Origin of the sequence: Pseudomonas sp. FSL R10-2189 (assembly GCF_009600325.1) — a bacterium.
Taxonomy (GTDB): domain Bacteria; phylum Pseudomonadota; class Gammaproteobacteria; order Pseudomonadales; family Pseudomonadaceae; genus Aquipseudomonas; species Aquipseudomonas helleri.
The window spans coordinates 20,335-43,302 of record NZ_WIVZ01000010.1; the positions used below are offsets into that span (position 1 = coordinate 20,335).

Sequence of the window (22,968 nt, forward strand, 5' to 3'; positions counted from 1 at the left end):
CTGATGAACGTCTCTCGCCCCTTTATTGAACGCCCGGTGGCCACCTGTTTGTTGATGGTCGCGATCCTGTTACTGGGGATTCTGGGTTACCGCCTGCTCTCGGTGTCGGCCTTGCCGGAGGTCGATTACCCGACCATTCAGGTGTTTACCCAATACCCCGGCGCCAGCCCCGAGGTGATCAGTTCGTCGATTACCGCGCCGCTTGAGCGCCAGTTGGGCGAGATGCCCGGCCTCAAGTCCATGGGCTCGACCAGCTCGGATGGCGCCTCGGTGGTGACCTTGCAGTTTGATCTGGCGCTGTCGCTGGATGTGGCTGAGCAAGAGGTGCAGGCCGCGATCAACGCCGCCGTCACGTTCTTGCCTGCCAACCTGCCGTACCCGCCGGTGTACAGCAAGGTCAACCCGGCCGATGCGCCGGTGCTGACCCTGTCGCTGACCTCGGACGTGCTGGCGCTGAACAAAATCGAAGACCTGGCCGACACCCGGCTGGCGCAGAAAATCTCGCAAATCAGCGGCGTTGGCCTGGTCACCATCAGCGGCGGCCAGCGCCCGGCGGTGCGGGTCGAAGCCAATACCTCGGCGCTGAATAACCTCGGGCTGTCGCTGGACGATCTGCGCACCTCCCTGGGCACCGCCAACGTCAACCAGGCCAAGGGCAGCATCGACGGCAAGTTCCAGGCGTATTCCATTGGTGCCAACGACCAGTTGCAATCGGCCGAGGAATACCGCGATCTGGTGATCGCCTATAAAAACGGCGCCGCGATCCGCCTGTCACAAATTGCTACTTCGACCCAAGGCCCGGAGAACCCGCGCCAGGCCGCCTGGACCAACGAAACCCCGTCGATTGTGCTGAGCATCCAGCGCCAGCCGGGGGCCAACGTGATTGAGGTGGTCGACCGCGTGCAGCAGTTGCTGCCCACGCTGCGCGCCAGTTTGCCGGGCACGCTCAAGGTGGCGGTGCTCACCGACCGGACCCAGACCATTCGCGCCTCGGTCACTGACGTGCAGTACGAACTGGCGGTTGCCGTGGTGCTGGTGGTGCTGGTGATCTTCCTGTTTTTGCGTAACGTCGCGGCCACCCTTATTCCGGCCGTGACCGTGCCCTTGACCCTGCTCGGCACCCTGGCGGTGGCCTATGCGCTGGGCTTTTCGCTGAATAACCTGACCTTGATGGCGCTGACCATTGCCATCGGTTTTGTGGTCGACGATGCCATTGTCATGGTCGAAAACATCAGCCGTTACCTGGAGGAGGGGGATACGCCATTGCAGGCCGCGCTCAAGGGCTCGGCGCAAATCGGCTTCACCATCATCTCGCTGTCGTTGGCGATGATTGCGGTGATGATCCCGCTGTTGTTTATGGGTGACGTAGTGGGGCGGCTGTTCCGTGAGTTCGCCATGACCGTGGCCGTGACCATCGTGATGTCGGCGGCGATTACCCTGACCCTGACGCCGATGATGTGCGCGCGCATGCTCAAGGCGCACCCGCAGGCGCGCCGCGAAGACTTTTTTGATCGCATCAACCAGCACTATGTGCGCGGCCTGAACTGGGTGCTGGCGCACCGCACCCTGGCGCTGCTGTCGGTGGTGTTCACCGCCGTGCTCACGGTGCTGACGCTGACGGTCATGCCCAAGGGCTTTTTCCCTGATCAGGACACCGGGCTGATTCAGGGGATTTCCCAGGCCTCGCCGACTATTTCGTTCCAGCAGATGCAGGTCGAGCAACAGCGCCTGGCCTCGCGCATTTTGCGCGATCCGGCGGTGCAGAGCCTGTCGTCGTTTGTCGGTATTGATCAGACCAACCCGACCATCAACCAGGGCAATTTGCTGATCAACCTCAAGCCGCGTGAGCAGCGCGACAGCGCCAGCACGGTGATCCGGCGTCTGGCCGATGCCAACGCCGACGTCGCCGGGATCCGGCTGTACCTGCACTCGGTGCAAGACCTGACCCTTGACGCCAGCGTAGCCACCACCAGTTACCGCCTCGGCTTGCAAGCCACCGACCCGCAGGTGTTGCAGGAATGGACCGGCAAGCTGATGGCGGCGATCAAGCAAGACCCGACCTTCACCGATGTGCAAAGCCAGGCGATGCAGTTTGGCAATCAGATCCAGCTCACGTTTGACCGCGCCACCGCTTCGCGTCTGGGCATTACCCCGCAGGCGATTGACGACGTGCTCTATGACGCCTTCGGCCAGCGTCAGGTGTCGACCATTTACACCCAGCTCAACCAGTACCACGTGGTGATGGCCACCGACCATTCACCCAAAAACCTCGCGGATTTGCTCACCGGGCTCTACGTTGACATCCCCGGCGGCGGGGTGGCGCCGCTGTCGAGCATGGCGACCATGCAGGTGGTGCCGGCGCCGCTGACGATCAACCGGCTGGGGCAGTTTCCGTATGCCGACATCTCGTTCAACCTGGCACCGGGCAACACCCTGGGCACGGCCCTGACCCGGCTCAAGACCATCGAGCAGCAGGTGGCGATGCCCGCCTCGGTGCAAGTGTCGTTGCAGGGTGCGGCGGCGACGTTTGAGGCGTCGTTGGCCAATCAGGCCGTGCTGGTGCTGGCGGCGATTGTGGTGGTGTACCTGATGCTGGGCATGCTCTACGAGAGCTTCGTGCACCCGATCACCATTCTCTCCACCTTGCTCTCGGCGGCGCTGGGGGCGTTGCTGGCGCTGCTGGTCACCGGCACCCAGTTCGACATCATCGGCCTGATCGGCATCGTGCTGCTGATCGGTATCGTGATGAAAAACGGCATCATGATGGTCGACTTCGCCCTCGACCTTGAGCGACGCGAAGGCTTGAGCCCGGTGCAGGCGATCAAGCAGGCGGCGGCATTGCGCTTTCGGCCAATTCTGATGACCAGCATGGCTTCGCTGTTCGGCGCGGTGCCGTTGGCGCTGGGCACCGGCATTGGCTCTGAACTGCGCCACCCGTTGGGGATCGCGATCATTGGCGGGCTGTTGCTCAGCCAGTTGCTGACGCTGTTTTCGACCCCGGTGATCTTCCTCGCGATGCATGACCTCGGGCAGCGCCTGCGGGGTCGCCGCGCAGCCAGGGCGGATTGATCGCGATGAACCTCAGTGCGCCGTTTATCCAACGTCCCATCGCCACCACCTTGCTGGCGGTCGGGCTCGCGCTGTTTGGCGTGCTGGCGTTCAACCTGCTGCCGGTGGCGCCGCTGCCGGAGGTGGATTTCCCCACCATCAGCGTCAGCGCCAAGTTGCCGGGGGCCGACCCGCACACCGTCGCCACCTCGGTGGCGACGCCGTTGGAGCGCCAGTTCGGGCAGATCGCCGGGGTCACGCAAATGACCTCGTCGAGCAGCCTGGGCGCGACCCGGATCAACTTGCAGTTCGACCTCAATCGCGACATCGACGGCGCCGCCCGCGATGTGCAAGCGGCGATCAACGCTGCGCGCAGCAACCTGCCCAGCGACCTGTCAGGCAACCCGACTTACCGCAAGGTCAACCCGGCTGACTCGCCGATCATGGTCATCAGCCTGACCTCCGACGCGGCCACGCCGGGGCACCTGTACGACGTGGCCTCGACCCTGCTCGAACAAAAGCTCCTGCAAACCAGCGGCGTCGGTGACGTGACGGTGGGCGGCGGGGCCTTGCCGGCGGTGCGGGTCGAGCTCAACCCGGACCGCCTCAACCATTACGGCATCAGCCTTGAACAGGTGCGCGAGGTGATCGCCGCATCTAACGTCAACCTGCCCAAAGGCACGATCGATATCGGCGCAAAGGGCAATGTGATTGCCGCCAATGACCAGCTTTACAACGCGTCGGACTACGGCGCGCTGGTGGTCAAGCAGAACAATGGTGACCTGGTGCGCATCAGCGACCTGGGCTACGTGCGCGAAGACGTAGAAGACCTGCGCAACTATGGGTTGTACAACGGCCAAGCGTCGGTATTGCTGGTGATCTTCAAGCAGCCGGGGGCCAACGTGATCGAGACGGTGGACGCGGTCAAGGCCGAGCTGCCGTTTCTGCAAGCGTCGATTCCGGCCTCGATCAAGCTCAACATTTTGATGGACCGCACCACCACCATTCGCGCCTCGTTGCGCGACGTAGAAATCAGCCTGATTGCCTCGATTCTGCTGGTGACGCTGGTCACGTTTGCGTTTTTCCGTGATTGGCGCAGCACCCTGGTGCCGGCCATTGTCGTGCCGCTGTCGCTGCTCGGCACCTTTGGCGTCATGTACTTCATGGGCTACAGCCTGAACAACCTGTCGCTGATGGCGCTGACCATTGCCACCGGGTTTGTGGTCGATGACGCGATTGTGGTGGTGGAAAACATCATGCGCCATCTGGAGCGCGGCGAATCGCGCGTGCAGGCGGCGCTGGCCGGTGCCCGGGAGGTGGGCTTTACCGTGCTGACCATCAGCGTGTCGCTGGTGGCGGTGTTTATTCCGCTGCTGCTGATGGGCGGGATTGTCGGGCGTTTGTTTCGTGAGTTTTCGGTCACCTTGTCGGTGTCGATTGCGATGTCGATGCTGGTGTCGCTGACCATCACGCCGATGCTGGCGGCGGTGTTTTTACGTGCCCCGGCAACCGCCCAACACCCGGAGGCGGCGCCGGACTCGCGTTTTCATCGTTTCTACGACCGCACCCTCGGTTGGGTGATCAACCACACCCTGCTGATGGGGCTGGTCACGCTATTGGTGATCGTGCTGGCCGGGGTGCTGTACGTGCGGGTGCCCAAGGGCTTTTTCCCGCAGGAAGACACCGGGCGCCTGAACGGCAGCATCATGGCCTCGCAAAGCATCTCGTATGGCGCCATGCAGCAGAACTTTCTGGCGATCAACCGCAAAGTCTTGCTCAACCCCAACGTGGAAGCGGTCGGCGGTTTTATCGGCGGCGCGGGCGGCGGAGGCGGTTCGGTGAACACCGGGCAGATGTTTATCTCGCTCAAGCCCTTGAGTGAGCGCAAGGCCAGCGCCGACCAGATCATCGCCCAGATCCGCAAAACCCTGGGCGACATGCCGGGCACCCGGTTGTTCCTGCAATCGGTACAGGACATCACCGTGGGCGGGCGCCAGAGCGCCGCGCAGTACCAATACACGCTGACTGCCGACGACCAGAGCAGCCTCGACGTGTGGGTGCCCAAGGTGCTGGCGGCGTTGCATAAACTGCCGCAGCTCAAAGACCTCAATACCGACCAGCAAGACAACAGCCTTGCGGCCAATGTGGCGGTCAACCGCGACACGGCGGCGCGGCTCGGGGTCAGCATGTCGGCGGTTGACCAGACCCTGTACGACGCCTTTGGCCAGCGCCAGGTGTCGACCCTTTACCGCGCCGCCAACCAGTACCACGTGGTCATGGAAGTCGCCCCCGAATACTGGACCGACCCGTCTGCGCTCACATCGATTTACCTGCCGCAAGGTGCCTCGACGGCCAGCAAGACCAACACCGCGCCCAACCTGGCGAGCAACGCCAATGCGACGTTGATCCCGTTGTCTGCGGTGGCGCAACAGTCGGTGGCGCGCACGGCGATTTCCATCAGCCATCAGGGCACCTTCCCGGCGGTGACGGTGTCTTTCAACCTGGCCCCCGGCGTGTCCATCGGCCAGGCCACCACGCTGGTGGATGACGCGGTGGCGCAACTGCGCATGCCGGCCAGTGTGGTCGGGCACTTTGCCGGGACGGCGCAGGTGTTTCAGTCGTCGGTGTCCAGCGAACCCTGGCTGATCTTGGCGGCGATTGTCTCGGTGTACATCGTGCTCGGCATGCTCTACGAAAACCTGATCCACCCGCTGACCATCCTCTCGACCTTGCCGTCGGCCGGGGTGGGGGCGCTGATTGCCTTGCTGATGACCGGCACCGAGCTGTCGATCATTGCGCTGGTGGGGGTGATTTTGCTGATCGGCATCGTCAAGAAAAACGCGATCATGATGATCGACTTCGCCATCACCGAAGGCAAAGCGCTGGGCCTCAGCCCGCAACAAGCGATCCGCCGCGCCTGCCTGATCCGCTTTCGGCCGATCATGATGACCACCCTGGCGGCAATGCTCGGCGCCTTGCCGCTGGTGCTGGGCACTGGCTACGGCTCGGAATTGCGCCGCCCACTGGGCATTTCCATCATGGGCGGGTTGCTCTTCAGCCAAGTGCTGACGCTGTACACCACACCCGTGATTTACCTCTGGCTGGACCGCCTGTCGCAACGTCTGCGCCGCGCGCCCAAGGAGACCACCCGATGAACCTCAAACCGCTGCTGCTGGCCATGACCCTTAGCCTGACCCTGGCCGGGTGCATGGTCGGGCCGGATTATCAAAAACCGGCCATGCAATTGCCCATGAGCTTCAAAGAGGGCACGCAGTGGCAACGGGCTGTGGCCAACCCCCAAGGCGCGCTGAACAGCCAGTGGTGGCTGGCCTATAACGACCCGGTAATGACGCAATTGATCCAGCGCTCGGCCACGGCCAACCAGTCGATTGTTGCCGCCGAGGCGGCGTATCGCGGCGCGCAGGCGCAAGTGTCATCGAGCCGCGCCGGTTTGTGGCCAACCCTGGGCGCCGGGCTGTCCGGCTCGCGCGGGGTGGGCGGCAGCGGTTCCAGCAGCGGCGCGAGCAGCGCAGGTGGGGTCGAAAACTCAGTCAGTGCCACCCTGACCGCCAGTTGGGAGCCGGATTTATGGGGCCAGGTGCGACGCGGCATTGAGTCCAGCAGCGCCTCTGCGCAAGCCTCCGACGCCTTGTTGGCCGGGGTGCGTTTGTCCATCAGCGCCAGCGTGGCGAGCAATTACCTGGCCTTGCGCCAACAGGACATCGACATCGGCCTGTTGCAGCAACAGCAGCAGATCAACCAGCAATTGCTCGACATGATCCAGGCCCAATACACCCAGGGCACGGCGGCCAATGACCAACTGCTGCAAGCCCAAGACCAACTCAGCACCGTGGTGGCCGCGTTGCAGACCGCGCAGCGCTCGCGCGAGCAATATGAGCATGCCCTGGCGGTGCTGGTGGGCGAGGCACCGTCGCAATTTAGTGTGGCGCCGGTGGCGCAGTACGCCTTTGCGGTGCCGCGTCCGCCGCTGAGCGTGCCCTCGGATTTGTTGCTGCGCCGCCCGGATGTGGTGGCCGCAGAGCGCACGGCAGCGGCGGCCAACGCCAAAATCGGCGTGGCTGACGCGGCGTTTTTCCCGACCCTGGACTTGACCGCTGAAGGCGGTTATCGCGCCAGTGCGCTGGGCAGCCTGTTCAGCGTGCCGAACCGCATCTGGACCCTGGGCCCGGCATTGGCTGCGACCCTGTTTGACGGCGGCGCCCGCGAAGCGGCGGTGCAACAGGCGCAAGCCAGCTACGATCAGGACGCGGCGACCTATCGGGGCACCGTGTTGTCGGCTTTGCAGAACGTCGAAGACAACCTGTCGGCGATCAACCATCTGCGCGTGCAGGCGGATACCTATCAGCAGATCTACACGCGCAATCAGCAATTGTTCGGCAGCCAGGAGGCGCAGCTAAAAGCCGGTACCGTCAGCCAGCAGAACGTCCTGACCCAGCAATTGATCGTGTTGCAGACAGAGCAGAACCTGCGCGACACCCAAGGGCAATTGAGCCAGGGCAGCGTGGCGTTGATCCAGAGTTTGGGCGGGGGGTGGGAGAACCACTGATTGTAGGAGCGAGCCTCGCGATCTATTAACGATCAAAAGATCGCGAGGCAAGCTCGCTCCTACAGGGCGTTACGCTTTGTAAGGCTTGTTGGGCAGCAGCAAACGTTCGGCGACGACGCCGAAGATCAGGCCCAGTGCGGTCCACAGTACCGCTTGAATGCCCAGCGAGGCGACGCGGAATTTCCACAGCAGCAGGGCCGAGAAACCGTCCGGTGCTTCATTGAACGTCGGGAACAAAAAGCCCGCGATCGAGACAATCACCAGGTACAGCGCCACGCCCTTGATCACGCCGTTCCACAGACCGGAGCGGGCAATGAACTTTCGGCCTGCACTGACGGCAATGATCGCGGCGGCCAGCGACACCAGCAGCATCAGGAAGAACAACTGCGTGCGCTTGCCGATGGTATCCGGGTTGCCCACGGCTGGCGGGTTGGCCGGATACACCAGCCCAGGCACCAGATACAGCACCACAAAGGCGGCCAGCGCCAGCAAGGCCGCCAGGCCACGCGGGCCGACGTTACCGACACGGCCCAGGGAGTAGGCGAACACGAGGGCAAAAATGCCGCCCAGCGACACGCTGTACACCAGCACCCCGGTCAACAGGCCGAAGGTGCTTTGCACCTCGCGGCTGACCAGTTCGGGTTCTTCTTCCTCGGCGTCACCGTGGGAGTGGGAATGGGACATGCCTTCTTCGAAGGCGATAGCGCGATCAATCTCGGGTTCGCCGAACACCTTGGCAAAGCTGAAAGCCAGCAGGCCGGCCAACAGACCGACAAGCATGCCCCTGACGAGTAAACGACCAGTCATGTGAAACCCCTCGGATCAGTGGCAGGGAAAGCCCAGCAGGTGGCGACCGTCGTGTACGAACTCGTGCACGTACATGCCCTTGAAGACGGCGGTGGCGCCTTGTTCAGCACCGACGAAATAAATCGCCAGCAACAGCAACAGGCCACCGAAAATCGCCCACGGCAGTACATCGCGCAGGGGAATGGCAGGAATGGAGAGGTCAGAGTGAGTAGCAGCGTTAGAAACCATGATTACCTCTGGGATTACGCGTCCCGGCAAGAGTGCAAAGGCAAAGGAAGATCTGGCTCTCGGCAAGGTGCCGACTACAGTGGCGCGACCGCGTCGGATTCGGACCGACTTCTTTCCTTCGTAACATACTGAAACAACGCTGGCAGTGTACGCGCTTGGTTAAGGAAAAACTCAGGGGAATGTGGGGGGGATTGAGGGATGCTTGAGCGTTATGAGGTCTGACATGACTGCGCTGAACTTCAAAAACCCTCACCCTAGCCCTCTCCCGGAGGGAGAGGGGACTAAAAGCTTTGCGCTGAACCAGAGAACACCTCGGTAAAGCTCCCTCTCCCTCCGGGAGAGGGTTGGGGTGAGGGCGTTGGCAATTTATGGCGCAGTTGCCGCCCGCGCCGCGCCGACTTTTTGATTCGGCGTGCCCGCCGCTCTGGCCGAGCGCAACAACATCAACGTACCCAGCAGCGCCGTAGCGGCGAGGAAGTACATGCCGGCATGGGTGCTGTCGAATTGCTGTTCGGCCCAGGTTTTAACCGTGGGTGCCAGAAAGCCGCCGAGGTTGCCCAGGGCGCCGATCACGGCGATCCCGCTGGCCGCGGCGGCGCCACTCAGAAAGCGCGTCGGCAAGGTCCAGAACAGCGGTTGCACGGTGATGAAACCGGCGGCCGCCAGGCAGAACGCAAGGATGACCAGCGGCAGGCTGGCGCTCAAGGTCGAACCGACCATGCCGACCGCAGCCAAGGCCAGCATCAGCGCGGCAAAGCGGGTTTGCAGGCCTTTGCGGTCGGCGTAGCGGGTGACCGCGTAGAGCACGATCACGGTGGCGATCCACGGGATGGACGTCAGCAGGCCGACTTCCAGACCGATGCCGGTGCCGAGCAGTTCAGCGATGCGCGTCGGCAGGTAAAACAGCACGCCGTACACGCTGACCTGGATGGTGAAGTAGATCAGGGTGAAGTACAGCACTGTCGGGTTGATCAAAGCCGAGCGCCAGGACGACGGCCCTGTATCGGCCTTGAGCAGGTGTTCTTTTTCCAGTTCGTGCTCGACCGCGGCTTTTTCTTGCTCGGTCAGCCATTTGGCCGTACGCGGTTTGTCCGTGAGGTAGAACAGCGCAAACACGCCGATGACCGAGGCGGCGAGGCCTTCGGTGACGAACATCCATTGCCAGCCGGTCAGGCCAAATTGCGCGCTTTCCAGCAGCCAGCCCGACACCGGGCCGCCGACCATCAGCGACACCGGCACGCCGAAGTAGTAAATGCCGTAGGCGGCGCCGCGCTTGTTCTGCGGGAACCAGTAGGTCAAGTACAGCACCACGCCCGGCGACAGGCCCGCTTCGGCAACGCCGAGCAAAAAGCGCAGGATGTAGAAGCTGGTTTCGTTGTGGGCAAACATCATGGCAGCCGATACCAGGCCCCAGGTGATCATGATCCGGCTTAGCCAGATGCGTGCGCCGACTTTGTGCAGCATCAGGTTGCTGGGCACTTCAAACACGGCGTAGCCGATAAAGAAAATGCCCGCGCCCAAGGCGAACGCGGCGTTGCTCAGGCCGGTGTCTGCCTGCAAGGCATGTTTGGCAAAGCCAATGTTGGAACGATCAATAATCGCCATGGCGAACATCAAGGCGACAAAGGGCAGGATGCGCCAGCGAATCTTGCTGAGCGCCTGATTCAACACAGGATTGGACATGGGTGGCTCCGATTATTTTTTTTGTGGAGTTCAACAACAGGGACAGCGATTAACGGGCTCTCAAGGCGGAGCGGGCGTAGGCCGCAACGATGACAAAACAGCCCATGGGCAACAGGTACGCCACAGCGGTGGAGGAGTGGTCAGCGACCAGGCCCATCACGTAGGGCAACAGGGCCCCGCCGACAATGGCCATGATCATGAACGAGCTGCCGCGCTTGGTATGCGCGCCGAGGTTTTTCACGCCCATGGCAAACAGGGTCGGGAACATGATCGACATAAAGAAGAAGGTCGCCACCAGGGCTACCACCGACACGCCTTCAACCCCCAGCACCACCACCGCGCACAGCGCCACGTTGATCAGTGCGTAAATCATTAACAGGCGCTGGGCGTTGACGCGGCCCATCAGCCAGGTGCTGAAGAAGCGCCCAAACATGAAGCTGAGCATGGCCACCGACAGCAGATACGCCGCTTGCTGGCTGCCCATCTGCGCCCAGTGCTCGGTGACGTAGTTGATAAAAAACGCCCCGACGCCGACTTGCGCGCCGACGTAAAAGAACTGGGTGATAACCCCGGTGACAAACTCACGGTGTTGCCACAGGCCTTTATCACTCAGTTGCTGGGCCTGAACTTCTTGCTCGCGCAGGTCCGGCAGCGGGGTGCGGGCGATCAGCACGGCGACCAGCAGCACCAGCGAGGCAATCACCAGATAGGTCATTTGCAGCGACTGGGTGGTGTCAGTGCTGTTGGCACCACTGAAGAACAGCGCACCGCCGATCAAGGGGCCAAAAAACTGCCCGAGGCCATTGAACGACTGCGCCAGGTTCAAGCGCCGCTCAGCCCCGGCGGGTGAGCCCAGCACCGTGGCATACGGGTTGGCAGCGGTTTCGAGGCAGCCCAGGCCGCAGGCAATCACAAACAGCGCGAACAAAAAGAATTGAAAGCTTTGCGCGGCTGCGGCGGGCATAAACAGCAGGGCACCGCAGGCATACAGGCACAGGCCGAGCAGAATGCCCGCCTTGTAGCCGTACTTGTCCATCAAGAACCCGGCGGGCAGGGCGATCAGAAAATAGGCGCCGAAGTACGCGCTTTGCAGCAAGCCGGACTGGGCCTTGCTGACGTGCAGGGTTTCCTGGAAGTGCTTGTTGAGCACGTCCAGCAAGCCATACGACAACCCCCAGAGAAAGAACAGGCAGGTGACCAGAATCAGTGCCCAGCGGTAAGACGTCACCGCCTTGGTAAAGGGTGGCGCGGCGACGTTCGAGTGCTTGAGTGACATGACGCATCTCCTTCTTATTGTTGTTAAAGCGCCGTAGGAGCGAGCTTGTCTCGCGATCTTTTGATCGTCTAAAAGCTCGCGAGACAAGCTCGCTCCTACAGAGATCAGGTGAGGCTGATACGGCTCATGTCAGTGCCCGGTCCAGGTGGGTGTAGCCACCGTCGACCACCAGCCATTGCCCGGTGGTGTGGGAGGCGCGGGGCGATAACAGGAACAGCACGCTGTCGGCGATTTCTTCTGCGGTGGTCATGCGCTGGCCGAGGGGGATTTTCTCGACGATGCTCGCCAACTTGGCCTGCGGGTCGTCGAAGCTGTTGATCCAGCGCTCGTACAGCGGGGTCATGACTTCGGCGGGGATGACTGCGTTAACCCGCACGCCATCGGCCAGCAACGAGGTGGCCCACTCGCGGGTCAGCGACAGTTGCGCGCCTTTGGCGGCGGTGTAGCCGCTGGTGCCGCCCTGGCCGGTGAGGGCGGTTTTGGAGCTGATATTGACGATGGACCCACGGCTGGCCTTGAGCGCGTCGACGCACAGGTGGGTCATGAGGTAGTAGTGGATGAGGTTTTTTTCCAGCGACTCGACAAAAGCCGAGCGCCCGGCGTCCAGGCCCACGCTGTCATTGACGCCGGCATTGTTGACCAGCCCGTCGATGCGCCCGAAGCGTTGCAGAACGCTGGCGACAGCGGCGCGGCAGGCGTCTTCGTCGCGCAGTTCAACTTGAATAAACAGGCTTTGTGCGCCGCGTTGATCCAGTTGCCGGGCCAGTTCATCCGACAGCGGGCTGTGGCCGAAAATCACCGGGACCGCGCCTTCATCGGCCAGCCCCAGGGAAATGGCGGCACCAATGCCGGAGCCGCCGCCGGTGACGATAAAGACCTTGTCTTGCAGATGCAGATTCATCGTGTCACTCCTTCAAGCCCGTAGACGGCGCAAGCGTTGGCGCCCCGGATCGCCGCTTGTTCAGCGGCGCTCAGGTGTTGCAATACGCTGTCGACCAGGGTGTGGGTGGTGCGGTAGTCGCTGGCCAGCAGGCACACCGGCCAGTCGGAACCGAACATCAAGCGTTCAGGGCCGAACAGGTGCAGTGCGGTGTCCAGGTACGGAGTCAGTTGCTCGGGCTGCCAGTGCTGCCAATCGGCCTCGGTCGCCAGCCCCGACAGCTTGCAACTGACATGCGGCAGCGCGGCCAGCGGCGCCAGTTGCTCAGCCCATTGGCGCAGGTTGTTGGCCTGCACGTTTGGCTTGGCGAGGTGGTCGAGCACCAGGTGATGCTGGTCATGGCGCTGGCACAGCTGCGTTGCGGCGCTCAGGTCGCAGGCCTTGATCAGCACTTCATAGACTTTGCCCTGGCGCTGTAACGTCGCCAGGCCACGGTTGAAGTCTGCCCGTTGCATGAACTCGGCAGGCGCGGGTTCGTCTTGCAACTGATGACGAAACCCGCGCAGCACCGAGGCCTGCGCCCAGCGTTCCAGCGAGTGTTCAAGGTCGGCGGCGCACAGGTCGACCCAGCCCACCACCGCGCGAATCCACGGGTATTGCCCGGCCAATTGCAACAGCCAGTCCGTCTCGCTTTCGCAGGCGCGGGCTTGCACGGCAATGCAGCCGTCGAGCCCGGCCTGATCGAGCAAGGGGCGCAGGTCGTCGGGCATAAAGTCGCGGCGCAAGCCGGGCATGTCGTGGCTGATCCACGGGTAACCGGCTGCGTCATACCGCCAGAAGTGCTGATGCGCATCCAGGCGTGGTGGCTGTGTGGACGACATTGTTGTTGTACTCCGTCCCTTCAAAACGCTGGTTTAGCCCCGGTAGCGGTACTGCTCGCGGGAGGCGGCTTTCATCTGGATCGAGAAGCCCGGCGCCTGTGGCGGCATGTAGGCGGCGTCGCGGATCACGCAGGGGTCTTCGAAGTGTTCGTGCAGGTGGTCAACAAACTCCACCACGCGGCCTTCATGGGTGGCGGCGATGCACAGGTAATCGATCATCGACAGGTGCTGCACGTACTCGCACAGGCCCACGCCACCGGCATGCGGGCAGACCGGCAAGTTGTATTTGGCGGCCATCAGCATGACGGCCAGCACTTCGTTGACCCCGCCCAGGCGGCAGGCGTCGATCTGCACCACGTCAATCGCTTCGCGCATGATCAGTTGCTTGAAGACGATGCGGTTCTGGCACATTTCGCCGGTGGCGACCTTGACCGGGCTGACGCCCAGGCGGATTTTGCGGTGGCCTTCGACATCGTCCGGGCTGGTCGGTTCTTCGATAAACCACGGCTGGGCGAACGACAGCTCACGCACCCAGTCGATAGCCGCGTCGACTTCCCAGACCTGGTTGGCGTCGATCATCAGCTTGCGGTCCGGGCCGATCACTTCGCGGGCAATGCGCACGCGGCGGATATCGTCTTGCAGGTCGTGGCCGACTTTTAATTTGATGTGCGAGAAGCCCGCGTCGACGGCTTCCTGGCACAAGCGACGGAGCTTCTCGTCGGCGTAGCCCAGCCAACCGGCCGAGGTGGTGTAGCACGGGTAACCTTGAGCTTCGAGCAGGACCAAACGTTCGGCTTTGCCGTGGGCGCGCTCGCGCAGCAGGGTCAGGGCTTCGTCAGGGGTGATGCAGTCGGTGATGTAACGAAAATCTATGCAGCGCACCAGTTGCTCGGGGCTCATGTCGGCCACCAGACGCCACACCGGCTTGCCTTCGGCCTTGGCCCAGAGGTCCCAGGCGGCGTTGACCACCGCCCCGGTGGCCAAGTGGATGGCGCCCTTGTCCGGGCCGATCCAGCGCAGTTGGCTGTCGCTGGTCACGTAGCGCCAGAAGCGGCCCATGTCTTCGGCGATCCACTCTAGCTTGAGACCGACCATCAGGCCTGCGAGGGCCTTGATCGAGGCGCAGCAGATCTCGTTGCCACGGCCGATGGTAAAGGTCAGGCCGTGGCCTTCGAGGTTCGTGGTGTCGGTTTCGAGGATGACGTAGGCCGCGGAATAGTCCGGGTCCGGGTTCATCGCGTCCGAGCCGTCCAGCGATTGCGAGGTGGGGAAGCGAATGTCTTCAACCCGTACAGCAGTAATGGTAGTCATGGCGTTCTCCGGCTTATTCGGCGTCGACGGTGCGTTGGTTTTGTTCGCCCAGGCCGCTGATGCCCAGGCGTATGTGCTGGCCCGCACGCAGGTACACAGGTTCGGGTTTGACGCCCAGGCCGACGCCGGGCGGGGTGCCGGTAGAGATCACGTCGCCGGGTTGCAGGCTCATGAACTGGCTGAGGTAGCTGACGATTTTAGGGATCTGGAAAATCATCGTGCGGGTGTTGCCGTTCTGGTAGCGCTTGCCGTCGACTTCCAGCCACAGGTCGAGCTGGTGCGGGTCGGCGATTTCATCACGGGTCACCAGCCATGGGCCAAGCGGGCCGAAGGTGTCGCAGCCTTTGCCTTTGTCCCAGGTGCCGCCCAGTTCCAGCTGGAACTCGCGCTCGGACACATCGTTGATCACGCAATACCCGGCCACGTGTTCCAGGGCGTCGCTTTCGCTGATGTAGCGGCCGCCTTTGCCGATGACCACACCCAGCTCGACCTCCCAGTCGGTCTTGCGTGAATTGCGCGGGATCTCGACGTTGTCGTTCGGGCCGACGATGGCGCTGGTCCACTTGTTGAACACCACCGGCTCAGCCGGGATGGCCGCACCGGTTTCAGCGGCGTGGTCGGCGTAGTTGAGGCCGATGCAGATGAACTTGCCGACCTGGCCGACGCAGGCGCCGATCCGTGGCGAGCCGGCTACCAGCGGCAGGGTAGACGGGTCGATGTCTTGCAGGCGGGCAATGCTTTGCGGGCTGAGGGTGTCGCCTGCGATATCCGTGACCACTGCGGACAAGTCACGCAGATCACCGTTGTTATCGAGCAGAGCGGGACGTTCCTGGCCTTTTTCGCCGTAGCGCAGCAGTTTCATAAAGAGTCCTCGAAATAGGTAATCACATGTGTGGGAGCGGGCTTGCTCGCGATTGCCTCAGCGCAATGCTTCAGACAAACCGAGTCGCCAGCATCGCGAGCAAGCCCACTCCCACACAGTCAAAAAAGGGCTGTCAGTTGCTCCAGCCGCCATCAATGATTTGTGCGGTGCCGGTGGTGAAGCCGCTGGCGCTTGAACCCAGGTACAGGGCCAATTGGGCGATTTCTTCGGCGGTGCCGATGCGGCCCATGGGTTGGCGCGCGGCGAAGGCGGCGTACACCTCGTCCACGCTGCGGCCTTCGCGTTCGGCTTGCTCGCGGATGCGCTGGCGCAGGGAAGGGGAGTCGACGGTGCCGGGGCAGATGGCGTTGCAGCGGATGTTCTGGCTGACAAAGTCTGCCGCCACCGAGCGGGTCAGGCCGATCACCGCGCCTTTGCTGGCGCAGTAGGCAAAGCGGTTTGGCACGCCTTTGACGCTGGAGGCCACCGAGGCCATGTTGATGATCGAGCCACCGCCGTTGCTCAGCATGCCCGGCAAGAAGGCGCGGATCATGCGGTACATGGCGGTAACGTTGAGGTCGAGGGCGAAGTTCCAGTCTTTTTCGCTGCATTCCAGGATGTTGCCGCTGTGCACCACACCTGCGCAGTTGAACAGCACATCCAGCGGTCCAAGCTCGTTGGCCAGACGCTCAATGGCGGCTGCATCGGTGACGTCCAGAACAATTTTGTGAGCGCCTGCAAGGGCCTCGAGGGCGCCAGCATTGATGTCGGCGGCGAAGACTTCGGCGCCAGCGGCGAGGTATGCCTGGACACTGGCGTGGCCAATGCCTTGGGCTGCGGCCGTGATCAGCACGCGTTTGCCGGAAAGATCCATGGGTACTCCGTAACGATGTGATTGTTTTTATTGTTGGCCTGAACCCTTCGCCATTGTGTCTTTTGGACTAATGGTCAGGCCATTTCGGGCGTAGCAACTGGCAAAACGACGCAGCGGCGGGAGACGTTTTTAGCTATGATCGCTGTACGTTATCCATCCAATGGTCAGGCCATTGAACCTTTTTTAGCATGCACCTCACGCTTCAACAAGTGACTTTTTTTTCAAAAAGCGCTCGCGAGCCGTTGCACAGACCAGAGTCAATTTCACGATGCCATTCCAAGTTATTGATAACCAAAGACTTTATCGGCAGATCGCCGATCAGTTGCGGGCCTTGATCGACAGCGGTGAATTCCCGCCGGGCAGTCGGTTACCCGCCGAACGCGAATTGGCCAAGTTATTGGGCGTGAGCCGGGCATCGGTGCGTGAAGCAATGATTGCCCTGGAAGTGATCGGCCTGGTGGACGTGCGCGTCGGCAACGGCGTGTTGGTGTGTGAGCCGCCCGTGCAGGCGGTGTCCAATGAGCCGGTGATGGCCCAGGCCACCCGTGATCAATGGCGCGAACTGGATCCGGAGCTGGGCATTGCCGTGGATTTCAGTGCCGAAATCCCGCCGTTTGCCTTGCTCCAGGCGCGGCGCTTGATCGAGCCTGAAGCGGCGGCGCTGGCGGCCGTGAACGCCAGCGATGAAGAACTCGCCGGGATCCGCGAAGCGTTTGAGCGCAACGTACAAGACAACCGCGAGGGTTCGCACACGCACCCCGGCGACCGCTTGTTTCATATCCGCATTGCCCAGGCGTCGGACAACCCGGCCTACGCATTGATGATTCAGCACTTGCTGGGGCACAGCTACGGCAGCATGTTCCAGCGCCTGCAAAGCCACTACACCTCAGATGACATGCCGCACCGCTCGGAGGACGAGCACCGGCGCGTGCTTCAGGCACTGGAGCAACACGACCCGGATGCGGCGCGTCAGGCCATGGCCGAGCATCTGGATGAAGTGATCCGCATCTTCAGCCGCAACGCTCAGTAAGGCTCAACCTCCAGCCAGGACTCGGTGACGCGGCGGTCGAGTGCTTCAAAATCGGCCATGCCGATCACGCGAGTGGTGTTGAGGCCGCGCAAGTAGCCTTTGAGCTCATGGGCCATGGCATGCAACTTCTCGGCGTCGGCAGGTTCAGCATGCAACGCGTGCTCGTACAAGGTCAGGTAGTCGTCTACACGGTCGCGGTACTCAGGCAGTACCGCTTCACGGATCAGGTCGAAGGTTCGCAATTTTTGATTTTTATTCAAGTGGCACCCTTTGTCGGTTGAGGGGCTGCTGTTTTGGTAGATCGCGGCTTGAATGTATCTCACGTCCGGGGGTGGTATCCAGGGTTTGGGCAACGGGTTGCGCTGCAACCCTTCGCAGCCTGCGGCAGCGACTACTTGTTTTTTTGAAGGTGTACTGCGTATTTTGGTGGCTTGGGCTTAGTCGTTCAGGTCGCCACTGCCTGTTTGAATCCATGGACCATGCACAAGGAGCCGTACGGAAAGCCAATGCGCCAAATCTGGAAGTCGTTTCGAGCGTTGTATTTTGCCTCGCTGATGATGTTGATCGGCTCAGGTTTGTTGAGCACCTACCTGGCCTTGCGCCTGGCTGCCGATCACGTCGACGGCTTATGGGTCGGTGCCTTGATGGCGGCCAACTATTTTGGCCTGGTGCTGGGCGGCAAGCTTGGGCACCGGCTGATTGCCCGCGTGGGGCATATCCGGGCGTACGCCACTTGCGCCGGGATCGTCGGCGCGGCGGTGTTGTGTCACGGGTTGACCGACTGGCTGCCGATCTGGCTGCTGCTGCGTCTGATCGTCGGCCTTGGCATGATGTGCCAGTACATGGTCATCGAGAGCTGGCTTAACGAGCAGGCCGACGCCAAACAGCGCGGCGTGGTGTTCAGCCTGTACATGATCGCCTCGTACTTGGGGCTGGTGCTCGGGCAACTGATTCTGGTGGTTCACCCGCAACTGGGCCTCGAACTGCTGATGCTGGTGGCCATGTGTTTTGCCTTGTGTCTGGTGCCCGTGGCCATGACCCGCCGCATCCACCCGGCGCCGTTGCGGCCCGCGCCCATGGACCCTAAATTCTTTATCAAGCGGGTGCCGCAATCGCTGATCGCGGTGATGGGCGCAGGCCTGTTGATTGGTGCGTTCTACGGCCTGGCGCCGCTGTACGCCTCACAACAAGGGTTGTCTACCGAGCTGGTCGGTTGGTACATGGGTTGCTGTATTTTTGCCGGATTGTTGGCGCAATGGCCGCTGGGCTGGTTGTCGGACCGCTATGACCGGCCGCTGCTGATTCGCGTGTTTGCGCTTTTGCTGTGTGCGGCAGCGTTGCCGCTGGCGATCTTCCCGCAGGTGCCTGTCGAGGTGCTGTTTGTGGCGGGGTTCTTGAGTGCATTGCTGCAATTTTGCATCTACCCGCTGGCGGTGGCTTTCGCCAACGACCACATCGAAGGCGAGCGCCGGGTGTCGCTGACCGCCATGCTTCTGGTTACCTACGGCGTGGGTGCCAGCGTTGGCCCGCTGGTGGCCGGGGTGCTGATGAAAGTGCTGGGCAGCCATATGCTGTATGCGTTTTTCAGCTTTACCAGCTTGATCCTGGTGTGGCGCATTCGCCCGAACGCGGTCACCAACCTGCACCAGGTTGACGACGCACCGTTGCAACACGTTGCCATGCCGGACAGCATGTCCACCTCGCCCTTGGCCGCAGCGCTTGACCCACGGGTCGATGAGCAGGTGGTGCAGGAGCAAATGGTGGAAGGGGCCGAGCCTGAGATTGAGCCAGAAATCGAGCCTGAAGTTGCCCCGGAATTCGGTGGCCCCGAGGTCGACCCAAAACTGTAGGAGCGAGCTTGCCTCGCGATCTTTTAAACATCAAAAGATCGCGGGCAAGATCAGGCCGGGCACTCAGTAAAAATCGTCATCCTTGTCGAACCGGCGGGCATCGCGCTGCAACTGGTAGACAAAACGCTCGACCTGGCGCTGAACCGCGCCGCTGATGTTGTGAAAGCGCATGCCGGCAAAGGTGATGTTCAGCCGCTCTTCGAAGTACAAATGGCGCAACTCGACCGGGGTGGTCATGTGGCCGAAGGGCAGGGCGGCGCTGAAGCGCTCGTACACTTGGCCCAGCTGGATGAATTCGCTGATGTCGCCCTCAAAACGCAATTTGCAGCCGGTGGCTGACACGTCCAGCAATTTGCCCTTGATCGCTTTGCCGAGCTTGTCGCCCGCCACGTTGACGTCCACCAGGTGCGCCAGTTTAAGCGCCGCGCGGAACGCATTGCGGCGCTGGTGGTAGATCACTTCTTTGGGCAACGCGCCGTGATAGCAACGGTGCGGGCCGCTGTCGTCGATGCTCAGCGGGGTGTTGCATTCCCAGGCAATGCGCACGCCGTCGTGGAAACCTTCGACCCGAAAAGGAATGCCCGCCGCCAGAAAACGCTCGCCGTCCCGTGGGACCATCTCGTCCAGGGTCATGAGCTGGTTGTCACGGTCTACATCCACCATGTAGCTCTGAAAACGTTGGGTACGGTCGTTGAAGGTGATCATCAGCGGGTCATGGCTCTCTTGCAGCATCCGCAAATTTGAGGCGATCTCCATCGGCGTCGTCAGCACCTTGGGTGGTTGCGGAGCATCTTGGGCATCTAGCACGGGTCGTCAATCTCCAGACAAAAAACGGCAACACGCAAAAAAGGGCATTCTGCCATCATGCTGCGGGTGTAGATAGTGCAGGCTCAGGCCTGGCTGTAAGCGCGGTGTTTGTTGAGGAGCGAGGTGGTGCCGCGCGCGTCATACAGCGAGGGTGTTTCGCCGCCGTGGAGGATGCGCAGTTGGTTGGCGGTGATCGCCTGTTGGGTCTGGATCGACTGGCCGTTCGCCTGGTTGGCGGCGTGGCACTGAGCCAGCAACTGGTTCAGCAACTCGCTTTGGCTGAGCAATTGATCGCCGACGCTGGAGTGGCTGGCAAGGCTTTCGAGGCCGCTGCGATTGGTCGGCAAGCCGAGGCTGGCAAGGATTTCGCTGCGTTTGCGGCCATGCTGCTCCAGCAAGATAACCAATGAATGCTTGCGCGCCAGAATGTTTTCCAGCAGCACCATGTCGCGCCCCTTGAGGGCGACAGATTCGTCCTGCAACAGGCCCAGCAGTTGCTCGGCAGGTGCCAGGTCGTCATTGATCAGTTGCAGCAGATTCTCGTCGTGCATGTCGGGCTCTAGGAATTAGGCGTCCAAAAGCCTGGCACCGGCCCTGGGCCTAGCGCTCGGCTTCGATATTCAGCAGTTTGCCGGCAACCTTGTTGCTGTCGACGGTGTAACTGCCCTCGGCAATGGCTTGTTTCAACGCGGCCACACGTTCTTTGTTGACCACTGGCTGATCGCGCAGCGAATCGCTGACTTTCTGCAACTGTTGAGCTTGCGGGCTCAGGTGCACAGATTCCCCGCTCGCGGCTTCGGTGCCGGTGTTTTCAGCGGTTTTGGCTGCAGGGGCCGCTTGCGTGGCGCTGCCTGCTTCCTGGTTGGCGTTGCTGCGCGTGCTGCCGGGCAGGGGCGGGGCGCTGTTGAGACGACTAAAGTCGATAACCATAACGAAAAACCTCTGGGTATTTGGACGCTTGCCTTGTTTTCGGCCAAACCCGAGAAAACTTTAGGCCCGATTAATCATAGCTTCACACAACGCTGTACTGATCTGTGTCAACGCCGGCTGAGAGAAACACACCAAGCGCTCTACAACGCGACTTCAACCTGACCTGGCGCCGTCACGCGGGCCTTGATGATCCGGTTAGAATTCAGGTTTTTAACCCGGATCTGCTCGCTGAGGCCGCCATCGGACAGCGCTTCGCCGGGCATTTTGACACTTAATGTGCCACTGCGGGCACTGATAATCACGTGGTCACCCTTGCGCACCGTTGCGGCCTGCTCCAGGTGCGTGAGTGTCAGCACTTGGTCGGAAACCACCGGGCGCAGCAGTTTTTGCCCCACCGCCAACTCCACGGCGGTGAGATACCCCTGGCTGATCAGGCCGACATCGCGCTCGCGCAAGGTCACATCACCATAGTCGATAATCGCCCCGCGCTTGAGTGGATGCGTGACCGTGACCACATCTCGGAATAACTTGACCTGTGCCGGTACAAAGATGGTCCACGGCGAGCTACCTTCACAGCGTACCCTGACCGTCACGCGGCCCATGGGCTGGGCAGGGCTTTCGAGGGTGGCTGTCAAATCCTTGTCGCAATGCGCCAGGCGCACGCGCGGGTCTAGCTGATTGACCTGGATCTCGTAGCGGCCCTCAATTTGCCCCGTGGCCAAATAGTCTTCGACGGTGAACTCAAGAAACCCCTGGGTCACGCCGATAAGCTGGTCAGGTGAGGTAAACGTGTCGGCACCGGCAGGTGTGCCTACACTCAGCAGGCACACGGGCGCGAGCAGGCGCAGTGCGCAGCGACGCAAGGGCTGAAAGCGTGATCGGTGGCAGGTTTTTGTCGTTTTCGGCTTCATGGCGGATAAATAGCAAAGCCCGTGCCGTTTACCGGGCAGCGTGTCGCAACTTAACGATTTTTAAAGGAGCTGAGTATGGCTGGGGTGATGGATGCGGTTAACCAGCGCACTCAACTGGTCGGGCAAAACCGCCTGGAGCTGTTGCTGTTTCGTCTGGATGGGCCGCAGCTTTACGGGATCAACGTGTTCAAGGTTCGTGAGGTGCTGCAATGCCCCAAGCTGACGTTGATGCCCAAATCCCACCCGGTGGTGTGCGGTGTGGCCAGCATTCGCGGTGCAACCATCCCGATTCTCGATCTGGCGATGGCCACCGGCGCGGGCGCTCTGAAAGACCAGAGCAATCCGTTTGTGATCATCACCGAATACAACACCAAGACTCAGGGCTTTTTGGTGCGCTCGGTGGAGCGCATCGTCAACATGAATTGGGAAGCTATACATCCGCCACCCAAGGGCGCCGGACGTGACCATTATTTGACAGCTGTGACTCAACTGGAGGATCAGTTAGTCGAAATCATCGACGTAGAAAAAGTGCTGGCCGAAGTGTCGCCTTCACCGGAGACCATTTCCCACGGTGTGGTGGATGTCGACACCCAGGAAAAGGCCCTGTCGTTGCGGGTGCTGACCGTGGATGATTCGTCGGTGGCGCGCAAACAGGTTGCCCGTTGCCTGCAATCGGTCGGGGTTGAGGTGGTTTCACTCAATGACGGGCGCCAGGCGCTGGAGTACCTGCGCACGCTGGTTGATCAAGGCAAGGACCCGGCGCACGAGTTTTTGATGATGATTTCGGACATCGAAATGCCCGAAATGGACGGCTACACCCTGACCGCCGAGATCCGTAACGATCCGCGGATGAAAGACTTGCACATTATTCTGCATACGTCGTTGTCCGGTGTTTTCAATCAGGCGATGGTCAAGAAAGTCGGTGCGGATGACTTTTTGGCCAAGTTCCGCCCTGATGACCTGGCATCCCGGGTTGTTGACCGGATCAAGGCAGCAGATCACAGCTAGGGGCAATGCCCGTGG

20 protein-coding genes and 1 riboswitch are annotated in these 22,968 nt (G+C 61.6%); of the genes, 6 read left to right on the forward strand and 14 right to left on the reverse strand.

Annotated features, from left to right (window positions below; translation table 11 throughout):
- Nucleotides 1–3: 3 nt before the first annotated feature.
- The 3 genes from GHO32_RS10010 to GHO32_RS10020 are packed head-to-tail and all read left to right on the forward strand — an operon-like array spanning nucleotide 4 to nucleotide 7,615.
- Nucleotides 4–3,069 carry an efflux RND transporter permease subunit gene (locus GHO32_RS10010; RefSeq protein WP_153336780.1) on the forward strand — a complete coding sequence of 1,022 codons (3,066 nt, stop codon included), beginning with the start codon at nucleotides 4–6 and terminating at the stop codon, nucleotides 3,067–3,069.
- Nucleotides 3,070–3,074: 5 nt separating this feature from the next.
- A complete protein-coding gene (locus tag GHO32_RS10015; protein ID WP_153338288.1) occupies nucleotides 3,075–6,203 on the forward strand; it encodes an efflux RND transporter permease subunit in 3,129 nt (1,042 codons plus the stop codon).
- Complete coding sequence (locus GHO32_RS10020; protein WP_153338289.1) at nucleotides 6,200–7,615, forward strand: efflux transporter outer membrane subunit; 1,416 nt, start codon at nucleotides 6,200–6,202, stop codon at nucleotides 7,613–7,615. The genes GHO32_RS10015 and GHO32_RS10020 overlap by 4 nt, the downstream gene beginning before the upstream one ends.
- Nucleotides 7,616–7,684: 69 nt before the next feature.
- Here the strand turns inward: GHO32_RS10020 and GHO32_RS10025 are convergent, their stop codons facing one another.
- From GHO32_RS10025 to GHO32_RS10065, 9 genes are all read right to left on the reverse strand, one after another.
- Nucleotides 7,685–8,422, reverse strand: a complete 738-nt coding sequence (locus tag GHO32_RS10025) for a CbtA family protein (protein WP_153335743.1) — start codon at nucleotides 8,420–8,422, stop codon at nucleotides 7,685–7,687.
- Nucleotides 8,423–8,437: 15 nt separating this feature from the next.
- Nucleotides 8,438–8,650, reverse strand: coding sequence for a CbtB-domain containing protein (locus GHO32_RS10030; RefSeq protein WP_048370696.1), 213 nt, complete (start codon nucleotides 8,648–8,650; stop codon nucleotides 8,438–8,440).
- Nucleotides 8,651–8,677: 27 nt separating this feature from the next.
- Nucleotides 8,678–8,785: riboswitch (cobalamin riboswitch) on the reverse strand.
- A gap of 231 nt (nucleotides 8,786–9,016) precedes the next feature.
- Nucleotides 9,017–10,333, reverse strand: a complete 1,317-nt coding sequence (locus tag GHO32_RS10035; RefSeq protein ID WP_153335744.1) for an MFS transporter — start codon at nucleotides 10,331–10,333, stop codon at nucleotides 9,017–9,019.
- 49 nt (nucleotides 10,334–10,382) lie between these two features.
- A complete protein-coding gene (locus GHO32_RS10040; protein ID WP_153331591.1) occupies nucleotides 10,383–11,609 on the reverse strand; it encodes a sugar MFS transporter in 1,227 nt (408 codons plus the stop codon).
- Between the two features lie 124 nt (nucleotides 11,610–11,733).
- Nucleotides 11,734–12,510 (reverse strand): SDR family oxidoreductase, encoded by a 777-nt coding sequence (locus GHO32_RS10045; protein ID WP_153335745.1) that lies wholly within the window; start codon nucleotides 12,508–12,510, stop codon nucleotides 11,734–11,736.
- A complete protein-coding gene (locus tag GHO32_RS10050) occupies nucleotides 12,507–13,370 on the reverse strand; it encodes an amidohydrolase (protein ID WP_153335746.1) in 864 nt (287 codons plus the stop codon). Before GHO32_RS10050 ends, GHO32_RS10045 begins: the two co-directional genes overlap by 4 nt.
- A 33-nt stretch (nucleotides 13,371–13,403) precedes the next feature.
- A complete protein-coding gene (locus GHO32_RS10055; protein ID WP_153338290.1) occupies nucleotides 13,404–14,681 on the reverse strand; it encodes an L-fuconate dehydratase in 1,278 nt (425 codons plus the stop codon).
- Between the two features lie 13 nt (nucleotides 14,682–14,694).
- The gene (locus GHO32_RS10060; RefSeq protein ID WP_153335748.1) at nucleotides 14,695–15,543 is read right to left on the reverse strand and encodes a fumarylacetoacetate hydrolase family protein; all 849 of its coding nucleotides are present in this window, start codon (nucleotides 15,541–15,543) and stop codon (nucleotides 14,695–14,697) included.
- Nucleotides 15,544–15,676: 133 nt separating this feature from the next.
- Nucleotides 15,677–16,417 (reverse strand): SDR family oxidoreductase, encoded by a 741-nt coding sequence (locus GHO32_RS10065; protein WP_153335749.1) that lies wholly within the window; start codon nucleotides 16,415–16,417, stop codon nucleotides 15,677–15,679.
- 268 nt (nucleotides 16,418–16,685) lie between these two features.
- Here GHO32_RS10065 and GHO32_RS10070 point away from each other — a divergent pair, with 268 nt between their 5' ends.
- Nucleotides 16,686–17,447 carry a FadR/GntR family transcriptional regulator gene (locus GHO32_RS10070; RefSeq protein WP_048389530.1) on the forward strand — a complete coding sequence of 254 codons (762 nt, stop codon included), beginning with the start codon at nucleotides 16,686–16,688 and terminating at the stop codon, nucleotides 17,445–17,447.
- Here the strand turns inward: GHO32_RS10070 and GHO32_RS10075 are convergent.
- Entirely contained in the window at nucleotides 17,441–17,707 is a 267-nt protein-coding gene (locus GHO32_RS10075; protein ID WP_048370819.1) for a hypothetical protein, read from the reverse strand. The genes GHO32_RS10070 and GHO32_RS10075 overlap by 7 nt on opposite strands.
- A gap of 246 nt (nucleotides 17,708–17,953) precedes the next feature.
- On the opposite strand from GHO32_RS10075, the gene GHO32_RS10080 reads away from it, so the two are divergent.
- Complete coding sequence (locus tag GHO32_RS10080) at nucleotides 17,954–19,297, forward strand: MFS transporter (RefSeq protein ID WP_153335750.1); 1,344 nt, start codon at nucleotides 17,954–17,956, stop codon at nucleotides 19,295–19,297.
- Nucleotides 19,298–19,360: 63 nt separating this feature from the next.
- Here the strand turns inward: GHO32_RS10080 and GHO32_RS10085 are convergent, their stop codons facing one another.
- From GHO32_RS10085 to flgA, 4 genes are all read right to left on the reverse strand, one after another.
- Complete coding sequence (locus GHO32_RS10085) at nucleotides 19,361–20,053, reverse strand: flagellar brake protein (RefSeq protein WP_153335768.1); 693 nt, start codon at nucleotides 20,051–20,053, stop codon at nucleotides 19,361–19,363.
- Between the two features lie 134 nt (nucleotides 20,054–20,187).
- Nucleotides 20,188–20,655: a flagella synthesis protein FlgN gene (locus GHO32_RS10090; protein ID WP_048370672.1), complete on the reverse strand. Its 468-nt coding sequence runs from the start codon at nucleotides 20,653–20,655 to the stop codon at nucleotides 20,188–20,190.
- A 49-nt stretch (nucleotides 20,656–20,704) separates the two neighbouring features.
- Complete coding sequence (flgM, locus tag GHO32_RS10095) at nucleotides 20,705–21,034, reverse strand: flagellar biosynthesis anti-sigma factor FlgM (RefSeq protein WP_048370670.1); 330 nt, start codon at nucleotides 21,032–21,034, stop codon at nucleotides 20,705–20,707.
- A gap of 140 nt (nucleotides 21,035–21,174) precedes the next feature.
- Complete coding sequence (flgA, locus tag GHO32_RS10100; protein WP_178113871.1) at nucleotides 21,175–21,945, reverse strand: flagellar basal body P-ring formation chaperone FlgA; 771 nt, start codon at nucleotides 21,943–21,945, stop codon at nucleotides 21,175–21,177.
- A gap of 75 nt (nucleotides 21,946–22,020) precedes the next feature.
- Between flgA and GHO32_RS10105 the strand changes: the two genes are divergently transcribed.
- Nucleotides 22,021–22,953: a chemotaxis protein CheV gene (locus tag GHO32_RS10105; RefSeq protein WP_153335752.1), complete on the forward strand. Its 933-nt coding sequence runs from the start codon at nucleotides 22,021–22,023 to the stop codon at nucleotides 22,951–22,953.
- The last annotated feature ends 15 nt before the right edge of the window (nucleotides 22,954–22,968 follow it).

Coding starts and splice junctions, on each gene's coding strand:
- GHO32_RS10010 (WP_153336780.1), top strand. CDS start 4: ATGAACGTCTCTCGCCCCTTTATTGAACGCCCGGTGGCCACCTGTTTG.
- GHO32_RS10015 (WP_153338288.1), top strand. CDS start 3,075: ATGAACCTCAGTGCGCCGTTTATCCAACGTCCCATCGCCACCACCTTG.
- GHO32_RS10020 (WP_153338289.1), top strand. CDS start 6,200: ATGAACCTCAAACCGCTGCTGCTGGCCATGACCCTTAGCCTGACCCTG.
- GHO32_RS10025 (WP_153335743.1), bottom strand. CDS start 8,422: ATGACTGGTCGTTTACTCGTCAGGGGCATGCTTGTCGGTCTGTTGGCC.
- GHO32_RS10030 (WP_048370696.1), bottom strand. CDS start 8,650: ATGGTTTCTAACGCTGCTACTCACTCTGACCTCTCCATTCCTGCCATT.
- GHO32_RS10035 (WP_153335744.1), bottom strand. CDS start 10,333: ATGTCCAATCCTGTGTTGAATCAGGCGCTCAGCAAGATTCGCTGGCGC.
- GHO32_RS10040 (WP_153331591.1), bottom strand. CDS start 11,609: ATGTCACTCAAGCACTCGAACGTCGCCGCGCCACCCTTTACCAAGGCG.
- GHO32_RS10045 (WP_153335745.1), bottom strand. CDS start 12,510: ATGAATCTGCATCTGCAAGACAAGGTCTTTATCGTCACCGGCGGCGGC.
- GHO32_RS10050 (WP_153335746.1), bottom strand. CDS start 13,370: ATGTCGTCCACACAGCCACCACGCCTGGATGCGCATCAGCACTTCTGG.
- GHO32_RS10055 (WP_153338290.1), bottom strand. CDS start 14,681: ATGACTACCATTACTGCTGTACGGGTTGAAGACATTCGCTTCCCCACC.
- GHO32_RS10060 (WP_153335748.1), bottom strand. CDS start 15,543: ATGAAACTGCTGCGCTACGGCGAAAAAGGCCAGGAACGTCCCGCTCTG.
- GHO32_RS10065 (WP_153335749.1), bottom strand. CDS start 16,417: ATGGATCTTTCCGGCAAACGCGTGCTGATCACGGCCGCAGCCCAAGGC.
- GHO32_RS10070 (WP_048389530.1), top strand. CDS start 16,686: ATGCCATTCCAAGTTATTGATAACCAAAGACTTTATCGGCAGATCGCC.
- GHO32_RS10080 (WP_153335750.1), top strand. CDS start 17,954: ATGCGCCAAATCTGGAAGTCGTTTCGAGCGTTGTATTTTGCCTCGCTG.
- GHO32_RS10085 (WP_153335768.1), bottom strand. CDS start 20,053: ATGGAGATCGCCTCAAATTTGCGGATGCTGCAAGAGAGCCATGACCCG.
- GHO32_RS10090 (WP_048370672.1), bottom strand. CDS start 20,655: ATGCACGACGAGAATCTGCTGCAACTGATCAATGACGACCTGGCACCT.
- flgM (WP_048370670.1), bottom strand. CDS start 21,034: ATGGTTATCGACTTTAGTCGTCTCAACAGCGCCCCGCCCCTGCCCGGC.
- flgA (WP_178113871.1), bottom strand. CDS start 21,945: ATGAAGCCGAAAACGACAAAAACCTGCCACCGATCACGCTTTCAGCCC.
- GHO32_RS10105 (WP_153335752.1), top strand. CDS start 22,021: ATGGCTGGGGTGATGGATGCGGTTAACCAGCGCACTCAACTGGTCGGG.